The following is a 15,161-nucleotide window of genomic DNA, read 5'->3' on the forward strand; positions in this document are numbered from 1 at the left end:
AATTAAAGTAAGGTGTGGTTTTAATGGCTTCCCTCTTTCTTTACAGAAGGAGGGTTTTTCTTTTAAATGTTTTGTTTTTAATCCCCGTCACTCATCCAACTGGCGGGGATTTATATTTTAAGAAAATACAGTATGCCTCCCTGCGATATTTCGTCACAAAATTATATTTTCACGATATATCGTTATTTTATGTCTACACCTTGTTTTTACATAAAAACAATTTCATAAATTTAATCCTGTTAAATTTTTTTATCAAATTCTAATTGTAATTACCTAATCTATTATAGAACAAAGGTTTAATATCTAACTTTACAAGAAATCTTACAAAAAAATTACTTAACTACATCGCTATTAGTATAATAATCCGGTTCTGGCTGGTAATTTGTTTATAATTAAGATAATGCCATTTAATTTAAACTGTAATTTATGATACGCCAACTCTCCGTTATAGTCTTATTCCTTAATATGTTTACTGCATACGGACAGCTTGTACCTGCCCAAAATGATAGTATTAACGATAGTAATATTGAAGAGAAAGGTACTAACGATTATAAGTTTCGCTACAAGCAGCTCATAATACCCGGGGCATTTATAGCCTATGGTGCCATAGGCCTAAACAGCACCTGGATTAAAAGCATTAACCGCGATATACGCAGCCGCGTGCGCCCCGGTATAGACAGCCGTTTAACCATAGACGATTTTTCGCGTTATGTACCCGTGGCAACTGTATACGGCCTTAACCTGGCAGGCGTGCAGGGTAAGCATAATTTTAAAGACCGTACGGTTATAATACTCACATCGCTGGTGCTTGTAAACGTTACTGTTGCCAGCCTTAAAGAGGTGGTGCATGTAAGGCGGCCCGATGGCACATCTAACGATTCGTTCCCATCCGGGCACACTACATCGGCCTTTGCAGGGGCAGAGTTTTTATACCAGGAATATAAAGATGTATCGGTTTGGTACGGCATAGGTGGTTACGCCATAGCTGCAGGTACCGGTATCTTTAGGATATATAACGACCGCCATTGGTTTACAGATGTTATTACGGGCGCGGGCATAGGCATACTGGGCACCAAGGCCGCCTACTGGATGCACCCTTTTATACAAAGAACACTTTTTGGCAGCAAAGAAAAGAACAACACGAAAGTAAGCGGACTCATACTACCCTTTTACAATGGGCAACAGGTGGGCCTGGCAGTATCGGCGCAATTTTAAACACATACATAACCCAACCACTACCTAATATTAACAGCTATGAAAACAAAAATTACAATCCTCTTTTTGTTTAGCCTTTTATGGGGCTATGCACAACAGGGCGGCGATGGTATAAGCCATACGTTTTATACCATAGGCAATACAGGAGATAAAAGCAACAACAACGCGGCACTAACAGCGCTGGGTAATAGCCTTAAAAATGCAGGCGATAATACCACCGTGCTGTTTTTAGGCAATAATGCATCTGCCAAAGGTTTTAGCGAAGATAACGACGATGCTGTAGAGCGGTTAACACTGCAAACCAACCTGCTTAAGGGTTTTAAAGGCAATGTGTTTTTTATGCCGGGCTACAGCGACTGGCATAAGGGTCTTAAAGGCTTAAAAAAGGAAGCCGACTTTATAACCAAAGCGTTAGGTAATGAAAAGGCTTTTAAGCCACAAAAGGGCTGCCCGATGGAGAAAATCAAGATAAACAGTGATGTAGACCTGCTGATACTCGACTCGCAATGGGCACTTACGGACTGGGACAAGCTGCCCGGCATTAACGATGACTGCGACATTAAAAGCAAGAACCAGTTTTACACTGAAGTTGAGGCAGAGATTGTAAAAAGCGAAGGCAAAACCGTACTGATAGCCCTTTACCACCCTATTGTTAGCTATGGCAAATATGGCAGCAGCTATGCGTTTGGCATCAGTCCGCAGCAGCTTAACAATAAATATTATAAGGAGCTAAGCAGCCGCCTTATAACCCTGGCACTGCGTTTTAAAAACGTAGCGTTTGTATCGGGCCATGAAAACAACATGCAATATATTACCGGTAAAGACGAAGTACCTGTAATTATTGCGGGTTCGGCGGCAAGTGGCAATGGCATTGCAAAAGGCCCGGATAGTAAATTTAATTCGGCGGAAGCGGGCTTTTCTAAAATAACAGCCTATATAGACGGCTCGCTTAACGTGGCTTTTTATGGCGAATCTAACAACTTTAGCGCACCATTATTTGAATCGATAATTATAACACCCGACGAAAAATTAGATCTGCCCGATTATAATGAATACCAGTCGCCGCAATATGTAGAGAAAAGCATTTACAGCAAAGAAGAGCTGGAGCATTCCGGCATCTTTAAAGCCCTTTGGGGCGACCATTACCGTAACGACTACCTTGCTCCCATAAAGCTTAAAACAGCGCTCTTAGACACCTTATATGGTGGCCTTACCCCTGTGCGCAAAGGTGGCGGGCACCAAACAAATTCGTTACGCCTTAAAGACAAATCAGCTGCAGAGTACACCATGCGTAATACTAAAAAGAGTGCGCTGCGTTTCATTCAGTATTTCTTATTTAAAATGCAGTATTTAGCCCCCGATGTTGCCGATACCTACTTTATTAAGCTGTTAGAAGATTACTGGACTACCGCTAACCCCTACGCTGCCCTTACCATGGGCGATATTGCCGATGCTTTAGAAATTTACCATGCTAACCCGCAGGTGTATTACATCCCAAAACAAAAGGCTTTGGGCAATTATAACGATAATTATGGCGACCAGGTGTATTTTATTGAAGAGCAGGCAAACGACGGGCAGGGTAAAAATGCCGGCTTTGGCTACCACGATAAAATTATAGGTACCGGAGATTTTTTAGAAGAAATGCGCAGGAAAGACAAGGTTACCGTTAATGAAAATGTATACATACGCACCCGTTTGCTGGATAATATTTTAGGCGATTTTGACCGCCATGCCGACCAGTGGCGCTGGACGGAAGATAAAAAAGAAGACGGCACGCTGTTTTATACCCCTATACCCCGCGACCGCGACCAGGCATTTTCTGATTTTGATGGTTTTATGATAGGAGCAATTACCACGCTTAATCCGCCACTGCGTTTTATGCAGCGTTATACCCCTAAATATAAACATATTCGCTGGTTTAACGATGCCGGCGATGATGTAGACCGTGCCGTGCTTATAAACGATACTGAGGAAGACTGGGCTCGCGAAGCCAAATACATTAAAGAGCACCTAACCCCCGAGATTGTAGACAAAGCCTTTGCTAAATTTCCCGAAGGATTGGATGAAGCGAAGAAAGCGAAGATAAAAGCGGCTTTTTTAGGCAGGATTAGTAAGGTTGAAGAGCTTTCGCACGATGTGTACAGCTACTTAAAATCGTTTGTAATGATAACCGGCACCGATAAAGACGACTGGTTCATAATAACCCGCAAACCCAATGGCGTTACCAACGTTAAGGGCTATCGTATCCAGCAGGGACAAAAAGGCACGCTGTTTTGGGACGTAGATTACGATAAAAAAGTTACCAAAGAGATCTGGATCTACGGGCTTGACGATAAGGATATTTTTGAGGTAGAAGGCGACGGCAATAAAACCATCCCTATTAAGATAATTGGTGGAAAAAACAACGATACCTACCGCATTAACAGGAAAAGCAACGTACATGTGTACGACCAAAAAAGCATGCCAAATACGTTTGAAACTTCCGGATGCAAAACCCTTACCGATGATTATGAGGTTAATACCTACGACTTTATGAAGGGCCGTAAAGACATCAGCCAGATACTCCCACAAATAGGCTTTAACCCCGATGATGGGCTTGCTGTGGGTGCTGCATTTTCGTATACTAAAAATAGCCTTGTGCGCAACCCATTTACGGCGCAGCACAATGTTAAGGCACTGTATTATACAGCTACAAGTGGCGTAAACCTTAGCTACGCAGGCGAATTTGCCCACGTATTGGGCAAGCTTAACCTGGGTATTGGCGCGGGCTATACCTCCCCTTTTTATGCATATAACTTTTTTGGTTTTGGTAATACTACGCCAGATAACGATAACATGGATTATAACCGTGTTCGCATCAGGACGGCCTACGTTAACCCATCGTTACTGTACAGGGGTTATTATGGCAGCATAATACGTTTTGGGCTTAAATATGAGAATATTGAGTCGGAAAAAACAGAAGACCGTTACATAGCAATAGCGCCCGTAAACCCTAAAGTGTTCGACGAGCAAACATTTTATACCGCCGAAGCATCTTACAGCTACAACAACTTTGATAACGCCGCCCTGCCTAAAAAAGGTATCGGCTTTAGCCTTAGCGGTGGTTACAAAGCTAATTTTGATGAAGATAAAGGTTATGCCTATATTGTTCCAGAGGTTAGGCTAACTACTAAGATTGACCGCAAGGGTATTTTAACCTATGCCACCAAATTAAAGGCCCAGCATATTTTTAATAACGATTTTGAGTTTTACCAGGCTGCCACTATTGGCGACCAGGATGGGCTGCGCGGATTCAGGAAACAGCGTTTTAGCGGTAAAACATCATACTACCAAAACTCTGACCTGCGTTTGTCTTTAGGCAGGCTGTCAAACAGCTTTATACCCGCATCGTGGGGTGTTTACGGTGGCTTTGATTACGGACGTGTATGGATAGACGGCGAAAATTCGGATAAATGGCATACCTCTGTAGGTGGTGGCCTGTTATTTAACCTTGCAGGCTTTACAACAGCAAACGTTGCCTTTTTTAATTCCAGCGATGGCGGAAGGCTTACCATTGGGCTACAACTGATGTTTTAATTTCTAGTATAATTTTTAGCCACGAATTGCACTAATTATCACCAATTAAATTTGTGTAATCAGTGTCAAAAAAGATGGTGAAAGTGCAACAAAAAAGGGCGGTCCAAAATACGGATCGCCCTTTTCATCTTCCCAAATTTTATCGTATTAAGGCACCTGTGTACCCGTTGCATTCTCTTTAGAATCTATATCGGTACCCATTTCTACAACCGTATCTTTATCGGTAACAACCGTATCGGCTGGGGTTGCGTTAAAATCTTCGCTTGCTATGGTATCTGTTGCAACTGCATCGCCTTCGCCTTCTGCTTTGTCTTTACAAGATGTAAAGGTTAAGCCCGCTAACAGCATTGCTGCAAATAGCGACTTCTTTAATAAATTGACTTTCATAATCTTAGTGTTAGATGTTTTTATACACTTTCAAAGTTACAGGTTATAATGCTATGGTTTTCCCATCAAAATATTAAATAAAGCATAAAAACGTTTCTCATAAAATCATATTCTTGTGCACGATAACCCAAACTATTTTTACTGATTAGGTGTTACATCAGGGTCTTTTTTATTGATCAGGTAAATGTACTGAAACATGCAAAACGCCGCCACAGCGCCAAAGGTGTGCCATAAAAAGTGTGTGCCTTCGCTTATCCAGCCCCATTTGTCGGCCACCCTAAAGGTTAGGGCGCAAACAAATGCCAGCAGCGCAAAGCCTACCCAACGCCCATTTTTAAACTTTGTGCTTATTAAATACCCCAATACCGGCAGTAGTACCATACCGGCCAGCACAGCATAGTTTATGTTTATAAAGAGTTGTATATCGCCTTGCTCCATCATTTGCTGCCGCGCATAAAGCTGGAAACCGGCATAAAGCAATACAAAAGCCACAGCATAATACCAGCGGGTAAGCTTACCCAAAAAATATACCCCGGCCGATACGCACAGTATCATAATAGGCAGCCAGTCCATCATTATAAAAAAGCTCCATTGGCGCAGCCCGTGGTAAATGGTGCCGCCTATACCCCCTATGTAAAGCAGGAGCAGCGCTACCGATAAAAAAGTATGTTCCCTGCCTCTGCCCCATAGTTTTACCGTCCAGTAAATAGCAATGGCAAGAAAAAAGCATGAAGTAATAGTATTAAAAGGCTCAGGAAAAAAATGATTTAGGTTCGTTTCGGCATACGCCATACCGCCATCGGGTGGTTTTTGGTATAAAATCATAATTTAGATACTATTTTGTAATAAAATTATTGCTTTTTTTTAAACGGTAAGATGTTTTTAGTAAAGTTTTATAGTTTACAACATAACCCTTTTTGTACTTAAAGTTTTATATAACAATATTTTAACACATTTTCTTATTTAGAATGTTATAAAATTATACATTTAAGAAATAGCCTATTAAACGAGTACTAATTTTTGTATTTTTACTCCCTTAAATTTAACAACTCATAATGGAGCTATACATAAAGTATAACATTGACATGATGTGTAAGGTACTGTTACAGCAACAGCTCGATAAATTCGGCATAAATTGCAAAGTTACAGAGCCCGGCTACGTTAAGTTTAAAGAAAACATACCCATGGAAACCTACAATAGCTTTATAGAGTCTTTAAAGCAGTACGGGATAGAAATTGTAGATAACCAAAAAAGTATACTTGTACAAAAAATAAAGAATGCAATTATAGAAATGCTGTATGCCGATAAAGGCATGCAATCGCTTAAAATATCATCTTACCTTTCAGAGAAATTAGACGAGAGTTACCGCACGCTATCTCAGGTTTTTTCGGAAGTTACTTTTATATCTATCGAAAATTTTATTATTTTGCATAAAATTGAGCGGGTAAAACAACTGCTGCTTACAGAGAATATGTCATTAACAGAGATATCGTTTATGATGAATTACAGCAGCGTGGCCTACCTTTCTCAACAATTTAAAAATATTACGGGGGTTACCCCTACTGCCTTTCAAAAAATTATGAGGCAAAAGCGTTACATAGAAACTAAATAAGACAAGAAAGAAAAAGTAAATGCGTCCAACACCCCTACACATAATGCTTGCCGATGACGATGAAGATGATCGCTTATTTTTTAAGGAGGCATTTGAAGAAGTTAAGATTAAATACGACATCACTACATTTAATGATGGAGAACAACTTATGGAATACCTTAACGTTGATGGCAACCCATTGCCGGATATTGTGTTCCTGGACCTTAATATGCCACGAAAATCGGGTATGGAATGCCTTAAGGAAATAAGGAACAGCGAAAGGCTTAAAAGAATATCGGTTGCTATATACTCTACCTCATCATCAGAGCAGGATATAGAAGATACCTTTGTTGCCGGCGCTAATGTTTATATTAAAAAGCCTAACGACTTTAACATGCTTAAAAAAGTGCTTAGCGATGTAGTGCACATTAACTGGCAGTATATTGTAGATGGCCTTAATAAAGACAGTTTTATTTTAAGCTTATAAAAAATATAAAACAAAAAGAAAGCCCTTACTGTATAGGTAAGGGCTTTCTTTTTAGCCTTTTTAGTCTATTTCTTCAAAGTCTATATATTCTCCTACTTTTTTCTTTTCGGCCGGTGCCTGCTTTTGGGGTTCCTGTTTAGCCTGCTGCTGGTTAAAATTGTCCTGCTGGCGCTGGTACATATTTTCGCTGGCTTTTTTTACCACCTGCTGTACAATTACCGGGGCTAAAAGGCGCATAATATACTTTAAAGCGTAGTAGGCCAGTATTATAATAATTAAATTCCTTATAAGGCCAGAAAATGATGCTGTATCCATTATCATAAAGTTTTGTCAAAAATACGCAATCCGCATTTTAAAATTAAATCATAGCTCTTAAAATAATAATAAAATATCTTATTTTTGAAGAACATTACCTAACCACAACCAAAAAATGAGCCAAACATGAGGCGCACCAAAAATATTTTTAGGCTGTTACTGCTTTTAAGCGCAGGAGCGGCACAAGCCCAATATACTGACCAGATTAACACCAACCGGCCCGGGCAGTCTATGTCAGGTTTTTCGGTAGGCGAAAGTATCTTTCAGATAGAAACCGGAATTTATGGCATAAAAGAAAAGCACGATGTGCTTAACTACGATGTTAAAGGCCTTGGCTTAGATCTTACCCTTAGGTATGGCGCCATTTTAGAAGAGCTGGAGTTTATTGCCAGTGTGCAGTACCAGTTTGACCGCTATGAAGACGCTCTTTACAATTATGGACGTAACGATGTACGGTCTTTAACGCTGGGAGCAAAATACCTTATATACGACCCTGATAAAAATTACTCACCGGAGCTTAACCTGTACAGCTGGAAGGCAAACCACAAGTTTAAGTGGAGGAGCCTTATACCTGCTGTAGCCGTATATGGCGGTGTTAACTTAATGAGCAAAGACAACCCATACAGTTTTCCTACAGATGGTTTAAGCCCTAAGCTTATTGCAATAGCCCACAACCATTTTGGTAAATGGGTTTGGGTAAACAACATTATTGCCGATAAGATTACAACTGACTACCCAAGCTATGGCCTTATAACCACTCTTACACGCGGTTTTAACGAAAAATGGTCGGGTTTTGTGGAGTTTCAGGGGTACTCAAGTGATTATTATGCCGATGGTATCTTTAGGGTGGGCGCTGCACACCTGCTTACCGATACCATGCAGGTAGATGCCTCTATAAGCTCTAACTTTAAAGACACTCCATCTATAATGTATGCCAGTGTAGGCTTTGCATGGAGGTTTGATGCCAATTACAGGGATATCCTGTTGCCGGGCAAAGGCGATAAAGAAGACGAATACAACGCCGAGCAAAAGAAGAAAAAAGACGATAGGGACAAGAAGAAAAAAGAACGCGAAGAACGACGCAAAAAAATTGAAGAGCCTCTACCGGAGCCACAAACAGAATAGATACTTAAGCACCATGATAACTATAAAAGAAGCTACAACTAAAAAGGAGCTTAAAGATTTTATTAAATTTTCTTTTGAACTTTACAAGAACAATCCCTACTGGGTTCCGCCGCTTATAAGCGATGAGCTTGAAAATTTTGACAAAGATAAAAACCCTGTTTTTGCCCATGCCGAAGCTAAGTTTTACATAGCTTACCGCGACGGCAGGATGGTTGGTAAAACCGCTGCCATTGTTAACTGGCAGGAAGTTAATGAGCAGGGTAAAAAAAAGGTGCGCTTTGGCTGGTTTGATGTTATAGATGATATAGAGGTTACCAGGGCACTCCTGGAGAAAGTATACGAATATGGCCGTGAACATGGTATGGATCACGTAGAAGGCCCCATAGGCTTTAGCAACCTTGATAAAGTGGGCGTGCTTACAGAGGGTTTCGACCAAATGAGTACCGCCATAACATGGTACAACCACCCCTATTTTAAAGACCATTTTGAGCAACTGGGCTTTGTTAAGGAAAAAGAATACCAGGAAAGCATTTTCCCTTTTAGCAATGTAAAGCCCGAGATGTTCATGAAGGCATCGCAGCTTATCAAAAAACGCTACGAACTTCGTTCACTAAGCTTTACATCTACTAAAGATGTTATGCCCTATGTAGATAAAATGTTCGACCTGTTTAATTCTACCTATGCCAAACTGGCGTCTTTCGTGGCAGTATCGGATGTGCAAAAAGAATATTTTAAGCAAAAATATATAGGACTTATCAACCCGGAGTACATTAACTTTGTGGTAGATAAAGATGAAAACCTTGTGGCGTTTAGTATTGTAATGCCTTCGTTTGCAGAGGCGCTTCAAAAAGCTAACGGGCATTTGTTCCCGTTTGGTTTTTTGCATTTGCTAAAAGCAAAGAAAAAGAGCAAAGATGTAGTATTCTATCTTATAGGCGTAGCCGAAGACTATCAAAACAAAGGTGTTACGGCCATTGTGTTTGAAGAATATTACCGCGTGTTTAAAAAGTTTAATATCCGCAACTGCATACGCACACCGGAGTTGGAAGAAAATCACGCCATACACAACATGTGGAAGAATTTTGACCCTGTTATTAACAAACGCAGGTGTACTTACCGCAAAGACCTATAAAACAAAAACCCCTGAAATTTCAGGGGCTTTGATTTTTATATACTACAGGTTATTAAGCCTGTTCAGCATCTAAGTCTACCTTAGTTTCAGCGGCAATCCTTTTGTAGGTACCGTTCTCTAAACGCTCACGGATATCTTCGTATGCAACTAACGTTTGGTTAATATCATCAATAGTATGTGTGGCAGTAGGTATCATCCTAAGAAGGATAATGCCTTTAGGTATAACCGGGTAAATTACAATAGAAAGAAATATACCGTAGTTTTCCCTAAGGTCGTTAACCATTACCATAGCCTCCGGTACGCTACCTTCAAGGTATACCGGTGTAACGCAGGTATTGGTATCGCCTATGTTAAAGCCTTTAGCCTTAAGTCCGTTTTGTAATGCATCTACATTTTCCCAAAGCTTGGCTTTAAGCTCAGGCATGGTACGTAGCATATCAAGGCGTTTAAGCGCGCCTTTAACAAATATCATCGGTAATGCCTTTGCAAACATCTGCGAACGCAGGTTGTATTTTAAAAAGTCTATAGTGTCTTTATCGGCAGCTATAAAAGCACCAATACCGGCCATAGATTTTGCAAATGTGCTAAAGTACACATCTATACCATCCTGGCATTCCTGCTCTTCACCTGCTCCGGCACCTGTTTTACCAAGTGTACCAAAACCGTGGGCATCATCTACCAATAGCCTAAAGTTGTATTTTTCTTTTAAGGCAACAATTTCCTTAAGTTTACCCTGCTGGCCCCTCATGCCAAAAACACCCTCGGTAATAACAAGTATACCACCGCCGGTAGTTTCGGCCATGTTAGTGGCACGCTCAAGGTTTTTTTCAAGGCTTTCTATATCGTTGTGCTTGTAGGTAAAGCGCTTGCCCATATGCAGGCGTACACCATCTATAATACAAGCGTGCGAATCTACATCATAAACAATAACATCATTTTTAGATACAAGGGCATCTATGGTAGATACCATACCCTGGTAGCCAAAATTTAAAAGGTAAGCCGATTCTTTTTGTACAAAAGCAGCAAGTTCCTGCTCCAATTGCTCGTGGTATGATGTGTGGCCGCTCATCATCCTTGCGCCCATTGGGTAAGCAGCGCCGTATTCGGCAGCAGCATCAGCATCTACCTTACGTACTTCCGGGTGGTTAGCAAGCCCCAGGTAATCGTTTATACTCCAGTTTAAAACTTCTTTTCCACGAAAAATCATGCGGTTAGCCAGTGGCCCTTCCAGCTTAGGGAATACAAAATAACCTTCAGCCTGTGACGCCCATTTGCCTAACGGGCCTTTATTTTTTTGAATCCTTTCAAATAGATCTTTAACCATAATTCAAAGTTTAGTGTGCTTTTTTAAAAACGCACCAAAAGTAAATATTAAATTGCTTACATCATAATATTTTTTTAACCCACTTTGTAACAATTGTATGTATTATAACACTTATATGTTGTAAAATAAAATATATATTTGGCACTTTATATTTATTTACGCAAACCATATAATAACCAAAATCAAAAAAAAACATCATGGATTCACAAAAAGTTGACCTTTACTTAATGACAAACGCTAAGTTCTTTCAGCCACAGCACTTAAATTACATACGCGAAAGGCTTTTATTATTAGATGAGTCTAAATGGTTTATGATACAGGGTATAGACCTTAAAGACCCTACAACCATACTAATAGTATCTATAGTAGCGGGTAGCTTAGGTATAGACCGTTTTATGATAGGCGACACAGGCTTAGGCGTTGCTAAACTATTAACTTGCGGTGGCCTTGGTATCTGGGCTTTAATAGACTGGTTCCTTATAATGGACCTTACACGCCAAAAAAACATGGAAAAATTACAGCAGTTCCTGCAATAGTATGACAAGAAACAGGCTATACCTGCTGTTTTTTATCGCTTTAATTGCCGGATACATTTATCTGGCATACGCTATAAGCCAGCAGCAAACGCATAGTACATTTACGCCCTGCGTATTTAAAAATGCAACCGGTATAGCCTGCCCCTCTTGTGGTTCTACACGCTCTGTGGTGTTATTAGTAAATGGTAATTTTACATCGGCATTTATGCTAAACCCTTTTGGGCTTATAATAGCCGCCATAATGCTTATTGGGCCGTTTTGGCTGCTGTATGATGTTATCTTAAAAAAGAATACCCTACATCTTGCCTACCAAAAGTTTGAGCAGGCCGTAAAAACAAAATGGGTAGCCGCAATTTTAATACTTTTAGTTGTAGCCAATTGGATATGGAATATAAATAAAGGATTATGAGCGAATACAAAACACAAAACACCCACATTTATGTTACCGAGCTGGAGCAGGCCTCTAACAGCTACTTAATGGCTGTAGTATCGGTAATTGCAGGGTTGCCGCTGCCTATCATCAATGTAATAGCATCGTTTTTCTTTTACCTGGCACACCGTAATGCCAGTTATTTTGTGCGTTGGCACTGCATACAGTCGGTGCTATCGCAAGCGGTAATGATACCCTTTAACAGCATTGCTTTTGCGTGGACGCTTAAAATAATGTTTAACAACAGCCAGGACTTTTTAGAGCAGGACACCCCAAACCACTACACCTTTAGCGGAATGTTTGCCTCAGAATTTTTCGATTCGCTATCATTGTACTATGTGCTTTATATTTCGATTATAATTTTATTGAATATTGTAGAATTTTTTGCTGTAATCACTACCGCAGCACAGGTGCGCAAGGGCAAAAATGTACGCTGGTTTTTAATTGCCAATATTACCGATGCCCTTACCAGCAAACAAAACCGCGATAAATTTAGAATATGAAACTTGTTTTTGCATCTAACAATAAAAATAAAATACAGGAAATTAAGCACCAGCTTGGCAATGCGATAGAGCTGCTTAGCCTGGAAGATATAGGCTGCCATGAGGATATCCCGGAAACGGCCAATACTATAGAGGGTAACGCTATACTAAAAGCCGACTATGTTACTAAAAACTATGGCTATGATTGCTTTGCCGATGATACCGGCCTGGAGGTTAATGCCCTAAACGGCGCACCGGGGGTATACTCGGCACGCTATGCAGGCGAAGAAAAAAGCGCCGAAGCCAATATGGACAAGCTTTTAACCGAATTGAACGGTAACCCTAACCGCACTGCCCGCTTTAAAACCGTAATTGCCCTTAACCTTAACGGGGAGCAGCACCTTTTTACAGGAATTGTAGACGGTAATATAACCCTTGAAAGAGCCGGGAACGCAGGTTTTGGCTACGACCCCGTGTTTGTGCCTGTAGGATTAAACCACACTTTTGCGCAGATTTCTATGGATGAGAAGGCGCAGCTTAGCCATCGCGGCAGGGCCGTAAAACAGCTTACCGATTTCTTAAAAAGGTAACAACTTGATTTTCAATTTAGTCAATTAAAATAATTGTAAGAGTCACATTAGTTTATATCGCTAATAAACAGTACCTTTGCAGCTATTTTAAAATCATATATGAATAAATTTGAACAATTAGGATTGAATGAATCGCTTCTGAAGGCGATAAACGATCTAGGATTTGAAAATCCGTCAGAAGTACAGGAAAAAGCGATTCCCCTATTATTGGAAAAAGATACAGATATTGTGGCCCTTGCACAAACTGGTACAGGGAAAACCGCTGCATTTGGTTTTCCGCTTATCCAGAAGATTGACCCGGATAACAAAAACACACAAGCCCTTATATTATCACCAACACGCGAACTTTGCCTTCAAATTACTAACGAGATAAAACTTTACTCTAAGTACATTAAAGGCATTAATACAGTTGCGGTTTACGGCGGAGCCAGCATTACAGAGCAGGCAAGGGAAATTAAACGCGGTGCACAAATTATTGTTGCTACCCCGGGCCGTATGCAGGACATGATTAACCGTGGTCTTGTAAACATCTCTAAAATAGATTTTTGTATCTTAGATGAGGCAGATGAAATGCTTAATATGGGCTTTTATGATGATATCGTAAACATCCTTTCTACATCTCCTGATGATAAGAGTACGTGGCTATTCTCGGCTACCATGCCGCAGGAAGTTGCCCGTATTGCTAAAGAGTTCATGAGGAAACCACTGGAAATTACAGTGGGCCACAAAAACTCAGGTTCATCTACCGTATCGCACGAGTTTTACCTGGTTAACGCAAGAGACCGTTATGAGGCACTTAAACGCCTTGCCGACTCTAACCCGGATATTTTCTCAGTTATATTTTGCCGTACCAAAAGAGATACCCAGGCTGTTGCCGAAAAACTTATCGAAGATGGTTACAGCGCAGCTGCACTACACGGAGACCTTTCTCAGGCGCAGCGTGACTCTGTAATGAAATCGTTCCGCGGCAGGCAGATACAAATGCTTGTAGCAACCGATGTTGCTGCTCGTGGTATTGATGTTGATAATATTACACACGTAGTTAACTACCAGCTACCAGATGAGATAGAGACTTACAACCACCGTTCTGGCCGTACGGGCCGTGCCGGTAAACTGGGTACATCTATCGTTATCATCACTAAAAGCGAGATCCGTAAAATATCGGCTATCGAGAGGATCATCAAACAAAAGTTTGAAGAAAAAACAATCCCTTCAGGTATCGAAATTTGCGAGATACAGTTACTGCACCTTGCAAACAAAATTAATGATGTAGAGATAGACCACGAAATAGACTCTTACCTTCCTGCTATTTATGAGGTTATGAAAGACCTTACTAAAGAGGAGCTTATCAAGAAAATGGTATCGGTAGAGTTTAACAGGTTCATCAGCTACTATAAAAAGAACAGGGACCTTTCTACACAACAAGCCGGCGAAAGGCGCGAAAGCACTTCAAGGGAAGGCGGCAGCTCTGATGGCGCTGTACGTTACTTTGTAAACATAGGTTCAAGAGATAATTTTGATTGGATGAGCCTTAAGGATTTCCTTCGCGATACCCTTGGCCTTGGCCGTGATGATGTATTTAAAGTTGATGTTAAAGAAGGTTTCTCTTTCTTTAATACCGATGGCGAACACACTCAGGTTGTATTAGATACACTTAACAGCATGCACCTTGAAGGCCGACGTATAAACGTAGAGGTTTCTAAAAACGAAGGCAGCAGCAATCGCAGAAGGGACCATAACGGCCGTAGCGGTGGCGGAAACTTTGGCGGTGGAAGCTTTGGTGGTGGCCGTGGCGGAGAACGCAGCGGTGGTGGTTTTGGTGGCAGCCGTCCGCCAAGGACAGCAGGTGGCGATAGCCGTCCGCCAAGGGCAGCAGGTGGTGGAGATAGCCGCCCGGCAAGAAGAAGTGATTCTTCTGAAAGGGAAAGAAGGCCCCGCAGAAGCTAAGCAATAAATTTTTTTAGCATAAT

General features: G+C 40.9%; 15 protein-coding genes. 11 read left to right on the plus strand and 4 right to left on the minus strand.

Annotated elements, in window-relative coordinates; all coding sequences use genetic code 11:
* Window positions 1-426: 426 nt before the first annotated feature.
* Window positions 427-1,215 carry a phosphatase PAP2 family protein gene (locus FMM05_RS01430; protein WP_143371554.1) on the plus strand — a complete coding sequence of 263 codons (789 nt, stop codon included), beginning with the start codon at window positions 427-429 and terminating at the stop codon, window positions 1,213-1,215.
* Window positions 1,216-1,254: 39 nt separating this feature from the next.
* The gene (locus FMM05_RS01435; RefSeq protein ID WP_143371555.1) at window positions 1,255-4,791 is read left to right on the plus strand and encodes a ShlB/FhaC/HecB family hemolysin secretion/activation protein; all 3,537 of its coding nucleotides are present in this window, start codon (window positions 1,255-1,257) and stop codon (window positions 4,789-4,791) included.
* A gap of 147 nt (window positions 4,792-4,938) precedes the next feature.
* Here FMM05_RS01435 and FMM05_RS01440 read toward each other — a convergent pair whose 3' ends face one another.
* Window positions 4,939-5,178, minus strand: a complete 240-nt coding sequence (locus FMM05_RS01440; protein WP_143371556.1) for a hypothetical protein — start codon at window positions 5,176-5,178, stop codon at window positions 4,939-4,941.
* A 138-nt stretch (window positions 5,179-5,316) separates the two neighbouring features.
* Window positions 5,317-6,003: a hypothetical protein gene (locus FMM05_RS01445; protein WP_143371557.1), complete on the minus strand. Its 687-nt coding sequence runs from the start codon at window positions 6,001-6,003 to the stop codon at window positions 5,317-5,319.
* A gap of 230 nt (window positions 6,004-6,233) precedes the next feature.
* Between FMM05_RS01445 and FMM05_RS01450 the strand changes: the two genes are divergently transcribed.
* Together FMM05_RS01450 and FMM05_RS01455 are read left to right on the plus strand one after the other, a co-directional pair.
* Complete coding sequence (locus FMM05_RS01450; protein ID WP_143371558.1) at window positions 6,234-6,791, plus strand: helix-turn-helix domain-containing protein; 558 nt, start codon at window positions 6,234-6,236, stop codon at window positions 6,789-6,791.
* Window positions 6,792-6,810: 19 nt separating this feature from the next.
* Window positions 6,811-7,257, plus strand: a complete 447-nt coding sequence (locus FMM05_RS01455; protein WP_143371559.1) for a response regulator — start codon at window positions 6,811-6,813, stop codon at window positions 7,255-7,257.
* Window positions 7,258-7,317: 60 nt separating this feature from the next.
* Here FMM05_RS01455 and FMM05_RS01460 read toward each other — a convergent pair whose 3' ends face one another.
* Complete coding sequence (locus tag FMM05_RS01460) at window positions 7,318-7,572, minus strand: DUF4834 domain-containing protein (RefSeq protein ID WP_143371560.1); 255 nt, start codon at window positions 7,570-7,572, stop codon at window positions 7,318-7,320.
* Between the two features lie 126 nt (window positions 7,573-7,698).
* Between FMM05_RS01460 and FMM05_RS01465 the strand changes: the two genes are divergently transcribed.
* Both FMM05_RS01465 and FMM05_RS01470 read left to right on the plus strand, forming a co-directional pair.
* Window positions 7,699-8,697 (plus strand): transporter, encoded by a 999-nt coding sequence (locus tag FMM05_RS01465; protein WP_143371561.1) that lies wholly within the window; start codon window positions 7,699-7,701, stop codon window positions 8,695-8,697.
* 13 nt (window positions 8,698-8,710) lie between these two features.
* Entirely contained in the window at window positions 8,711-9,829 is a 1,119-nt protein-coding gene (locus tag FMM05_RS01470; RefSeq protein ID WP_143371562.1) for a GTP cyclohydrolase, read from the plus strand.
* Window positions 9,830-9,881: 52 nt separating this feature from the next.
* Here FMM05_RS01470 and FMM05_RS01475 read toward each other — a convergent pair whose 3' ends face one another.
* On the minus strand, window positions 9,882-11,153 hold the full coding sequence (locus FMM05_RS01475) for an aminotransferase class I/II-fold pyridoxal phosphate-dependent enzyme (protein ID WP_143371563.1): 1,272 nt from the start codon (window positions 11,151-11,153) through the stop codon (window positions 9,882-9,884).
* Window positions 11,154-11,350: 197 nt separating this feature from the next.
* On the opposite strand from FMM05_RS01475, the gene FMM05_RS01480 reads away from it, so the two are divergent.
* From FMM05_RS01480 to FMM05_RS01500, 5 genes are all read left to right on the plus strand, one after another.
* The gene (locus FMM05_RS01480) at window positions 11,351-11,689 is read left to right on the plus strand and encodes a TM2 domain-containing protein (RefSeq protein ID WP_143371564.1); all 339 of its coding nucleotides are present in this window, start codon (window positions 11,351-11,353) and stop codon (window positions 11,687-11,689) included.
* Window position 11,690: 1 nt separating this feature from the next.
* A complete protein-coding gene (locus tag FMM05_RS01485) occupies window positions 11,691-12,098 on the plus strand; it encodes a DUF2752 domain-containing protein (protein ID WP_143371565.1) in 408 nt (135 codons plus the stop codon).
* The gene (locus FMM05_RS01490; protein WP_143371566.1) at window positions 12,095-12,622 is read left to right on the plus strand and encodes a hypothetical protein; all 528 of its coding nucleotides are present in this window, start codon (window positions 12,095-12,097) and stop codon (window positions 12,620-12,622) included. The genes FMM05_RS01485 and FMM05_RS01490 overlap by 4 nt, the downstream gene beginning before the upstream one ends.
* Window positions 12,619-13,191, plus strand: coding sequence for a non-canonical purine NTP diphosphatase (locus FMM05_RS01495; protein WP_143371567.1), 573 nt, complete (start codon window positions 12,619-12,621; stop codon window positions 13,189-13,191). The genes FMM05_RS01490 and FMM05_RS01495 overlap by 4 nt, the downstream gene beginning before the upstream one ends.
* A 99-nt stretch (window positions 13,192-13,290) precedes the next feature.
* Window positions 13,291-15,138 carry a DEAD/DEAH box helicase gene (locus FMM05_RS01500; RefSeq protein ID WP_143371568.1) on the plus strand — a complete coding sequence of 616 codons (1,848 nt, stop codon included), beginning with the start codon at window positions 13,291-13,293 and terminating at the stop codon, window positions 15,136-15,138.
* Window positions 15,139-15,161 lie beyond the last annotated feature (23 nt).

The organism is Flavobacterium zepuense (genome assembly GCF_007097145.1).
GTDB lineage: Bacteria > Bacteroidota > Bacteroidia > Flavobacteriales > Flavobacteriaceae > Flavobacterium > Flavobacterium zepuense.

What these genes read in the sequence shown, in the direction of transcription:
- FMM05_RS01465 (WP_143371561.1), top strand. Translation starts at nt 7,699, where the DNA reads ATGAGGCGCACCAAAAATATTTTTAGGCTGTTACTGCTTTTAAGCGCA.
- FMM05_RS01445 (WP_143371557.1), bottom strand. Translation starts at nt 6,003, where the DNA reads ATGATTTTATACCAAAAACCACCCGATGGCGGTATGGCGTATGCCGAA.
- FMM05_RS01430 (WP_143371554.1), top strand. Translation starts at nt 427, where the DNA reads ATGATACGCCAACTCTCCGTTATAGTCTTATTCCTTAATATGTTTACT.
- FMM05_RS01470 (WP_143371562.1), top strand. Translation starts at nt 8,711, where the DNA reads ATGATAACTATAAAAGAAGCTACAACTAAAAAGGAGCTTAAAGATTTT.
- FMM05_RS01485 (WP_143371565.1), top strand. Translation starts at nt 11,691, where the DNA reads ATGACAAGAAACAGGCTATACCTGCTGTTTTTTATCGCTTTAATTGCC.
- FMM05_RS01450 (WP_143371558.1), top strand. Translation starts at nt 6,234, where the DNA reads ATGGAGCTATACATAAAGTATAACATTGACATGATGTGTAAGGTACTG.
- FMM05_RS01440 (WP_143371556.1), bottom strand. Translation starts at nt 5,178, where the DNA reads ATGAAAGTCAATTTATTAAAGAAGTCGCTATTTGCAGCAATGCTGTTA.
- FMM05_RS01495 (WP_143371567.1), top strand. Translation starts at nt 12,619, where the DNA reads ATGAAACTTGTTTTTGCATCTAACAATAAAAATAAAATACAGGAAATT.
- FMM05_RS01455 (WP_143371559.1), top strand. Translation starts at nt 6,811, where the DNA reads ATGCGTCCAACACCCCTACACATAATGCTTGCCGATGACGATGAAGAT.
- FMM05_RS01435 (WP_143371555.1), top strand. Translation starts at nt 1,255, where the DNA reads ATGAAAACAAAAATTACAATCCTCTTTTTGTTTAGCCTTTTATGGGGC.
- FMM05_RS01490 (WP_143371566.1), top strand. Translation starts at nt 12,095, where the DNA reads ATGAGCGAATACAAAACACAAAACACCCACATTTATGTTACCGAGCTG.
- FMM05_RS01480 (WP_143371564.1), top strand. Translation starts at nt 11,351, where the DNA reads ATGGATTCACAAAAAGTTGACCTTTACTTAATGACAAACGCTAAGTTC.
- FMM05_RS01475 (WP_143371563.1), bottom strand. Translation starts at nt 11,153, where the DNA reads ATGGTTAAAGATCTATTTGAAAGGATTCAAAAAAATAAAGGCCCGTTA.
- FMM05_RS01500 (WP_143371568.1), top strand. Translation starts at nt 13,291, where the DNA reads ATGAATAAATTTGAACAATTAGGATTGAATGAATCGCTTCTGAAGGCG.
- FMM05_RS01460 (WP_143371560.1), bottom strand. Translation starts at nt 7,572, where the DNA reads ATGGATACAGCATCATTTTCTGGCCTTATAAGGAATTTAATTATTATA.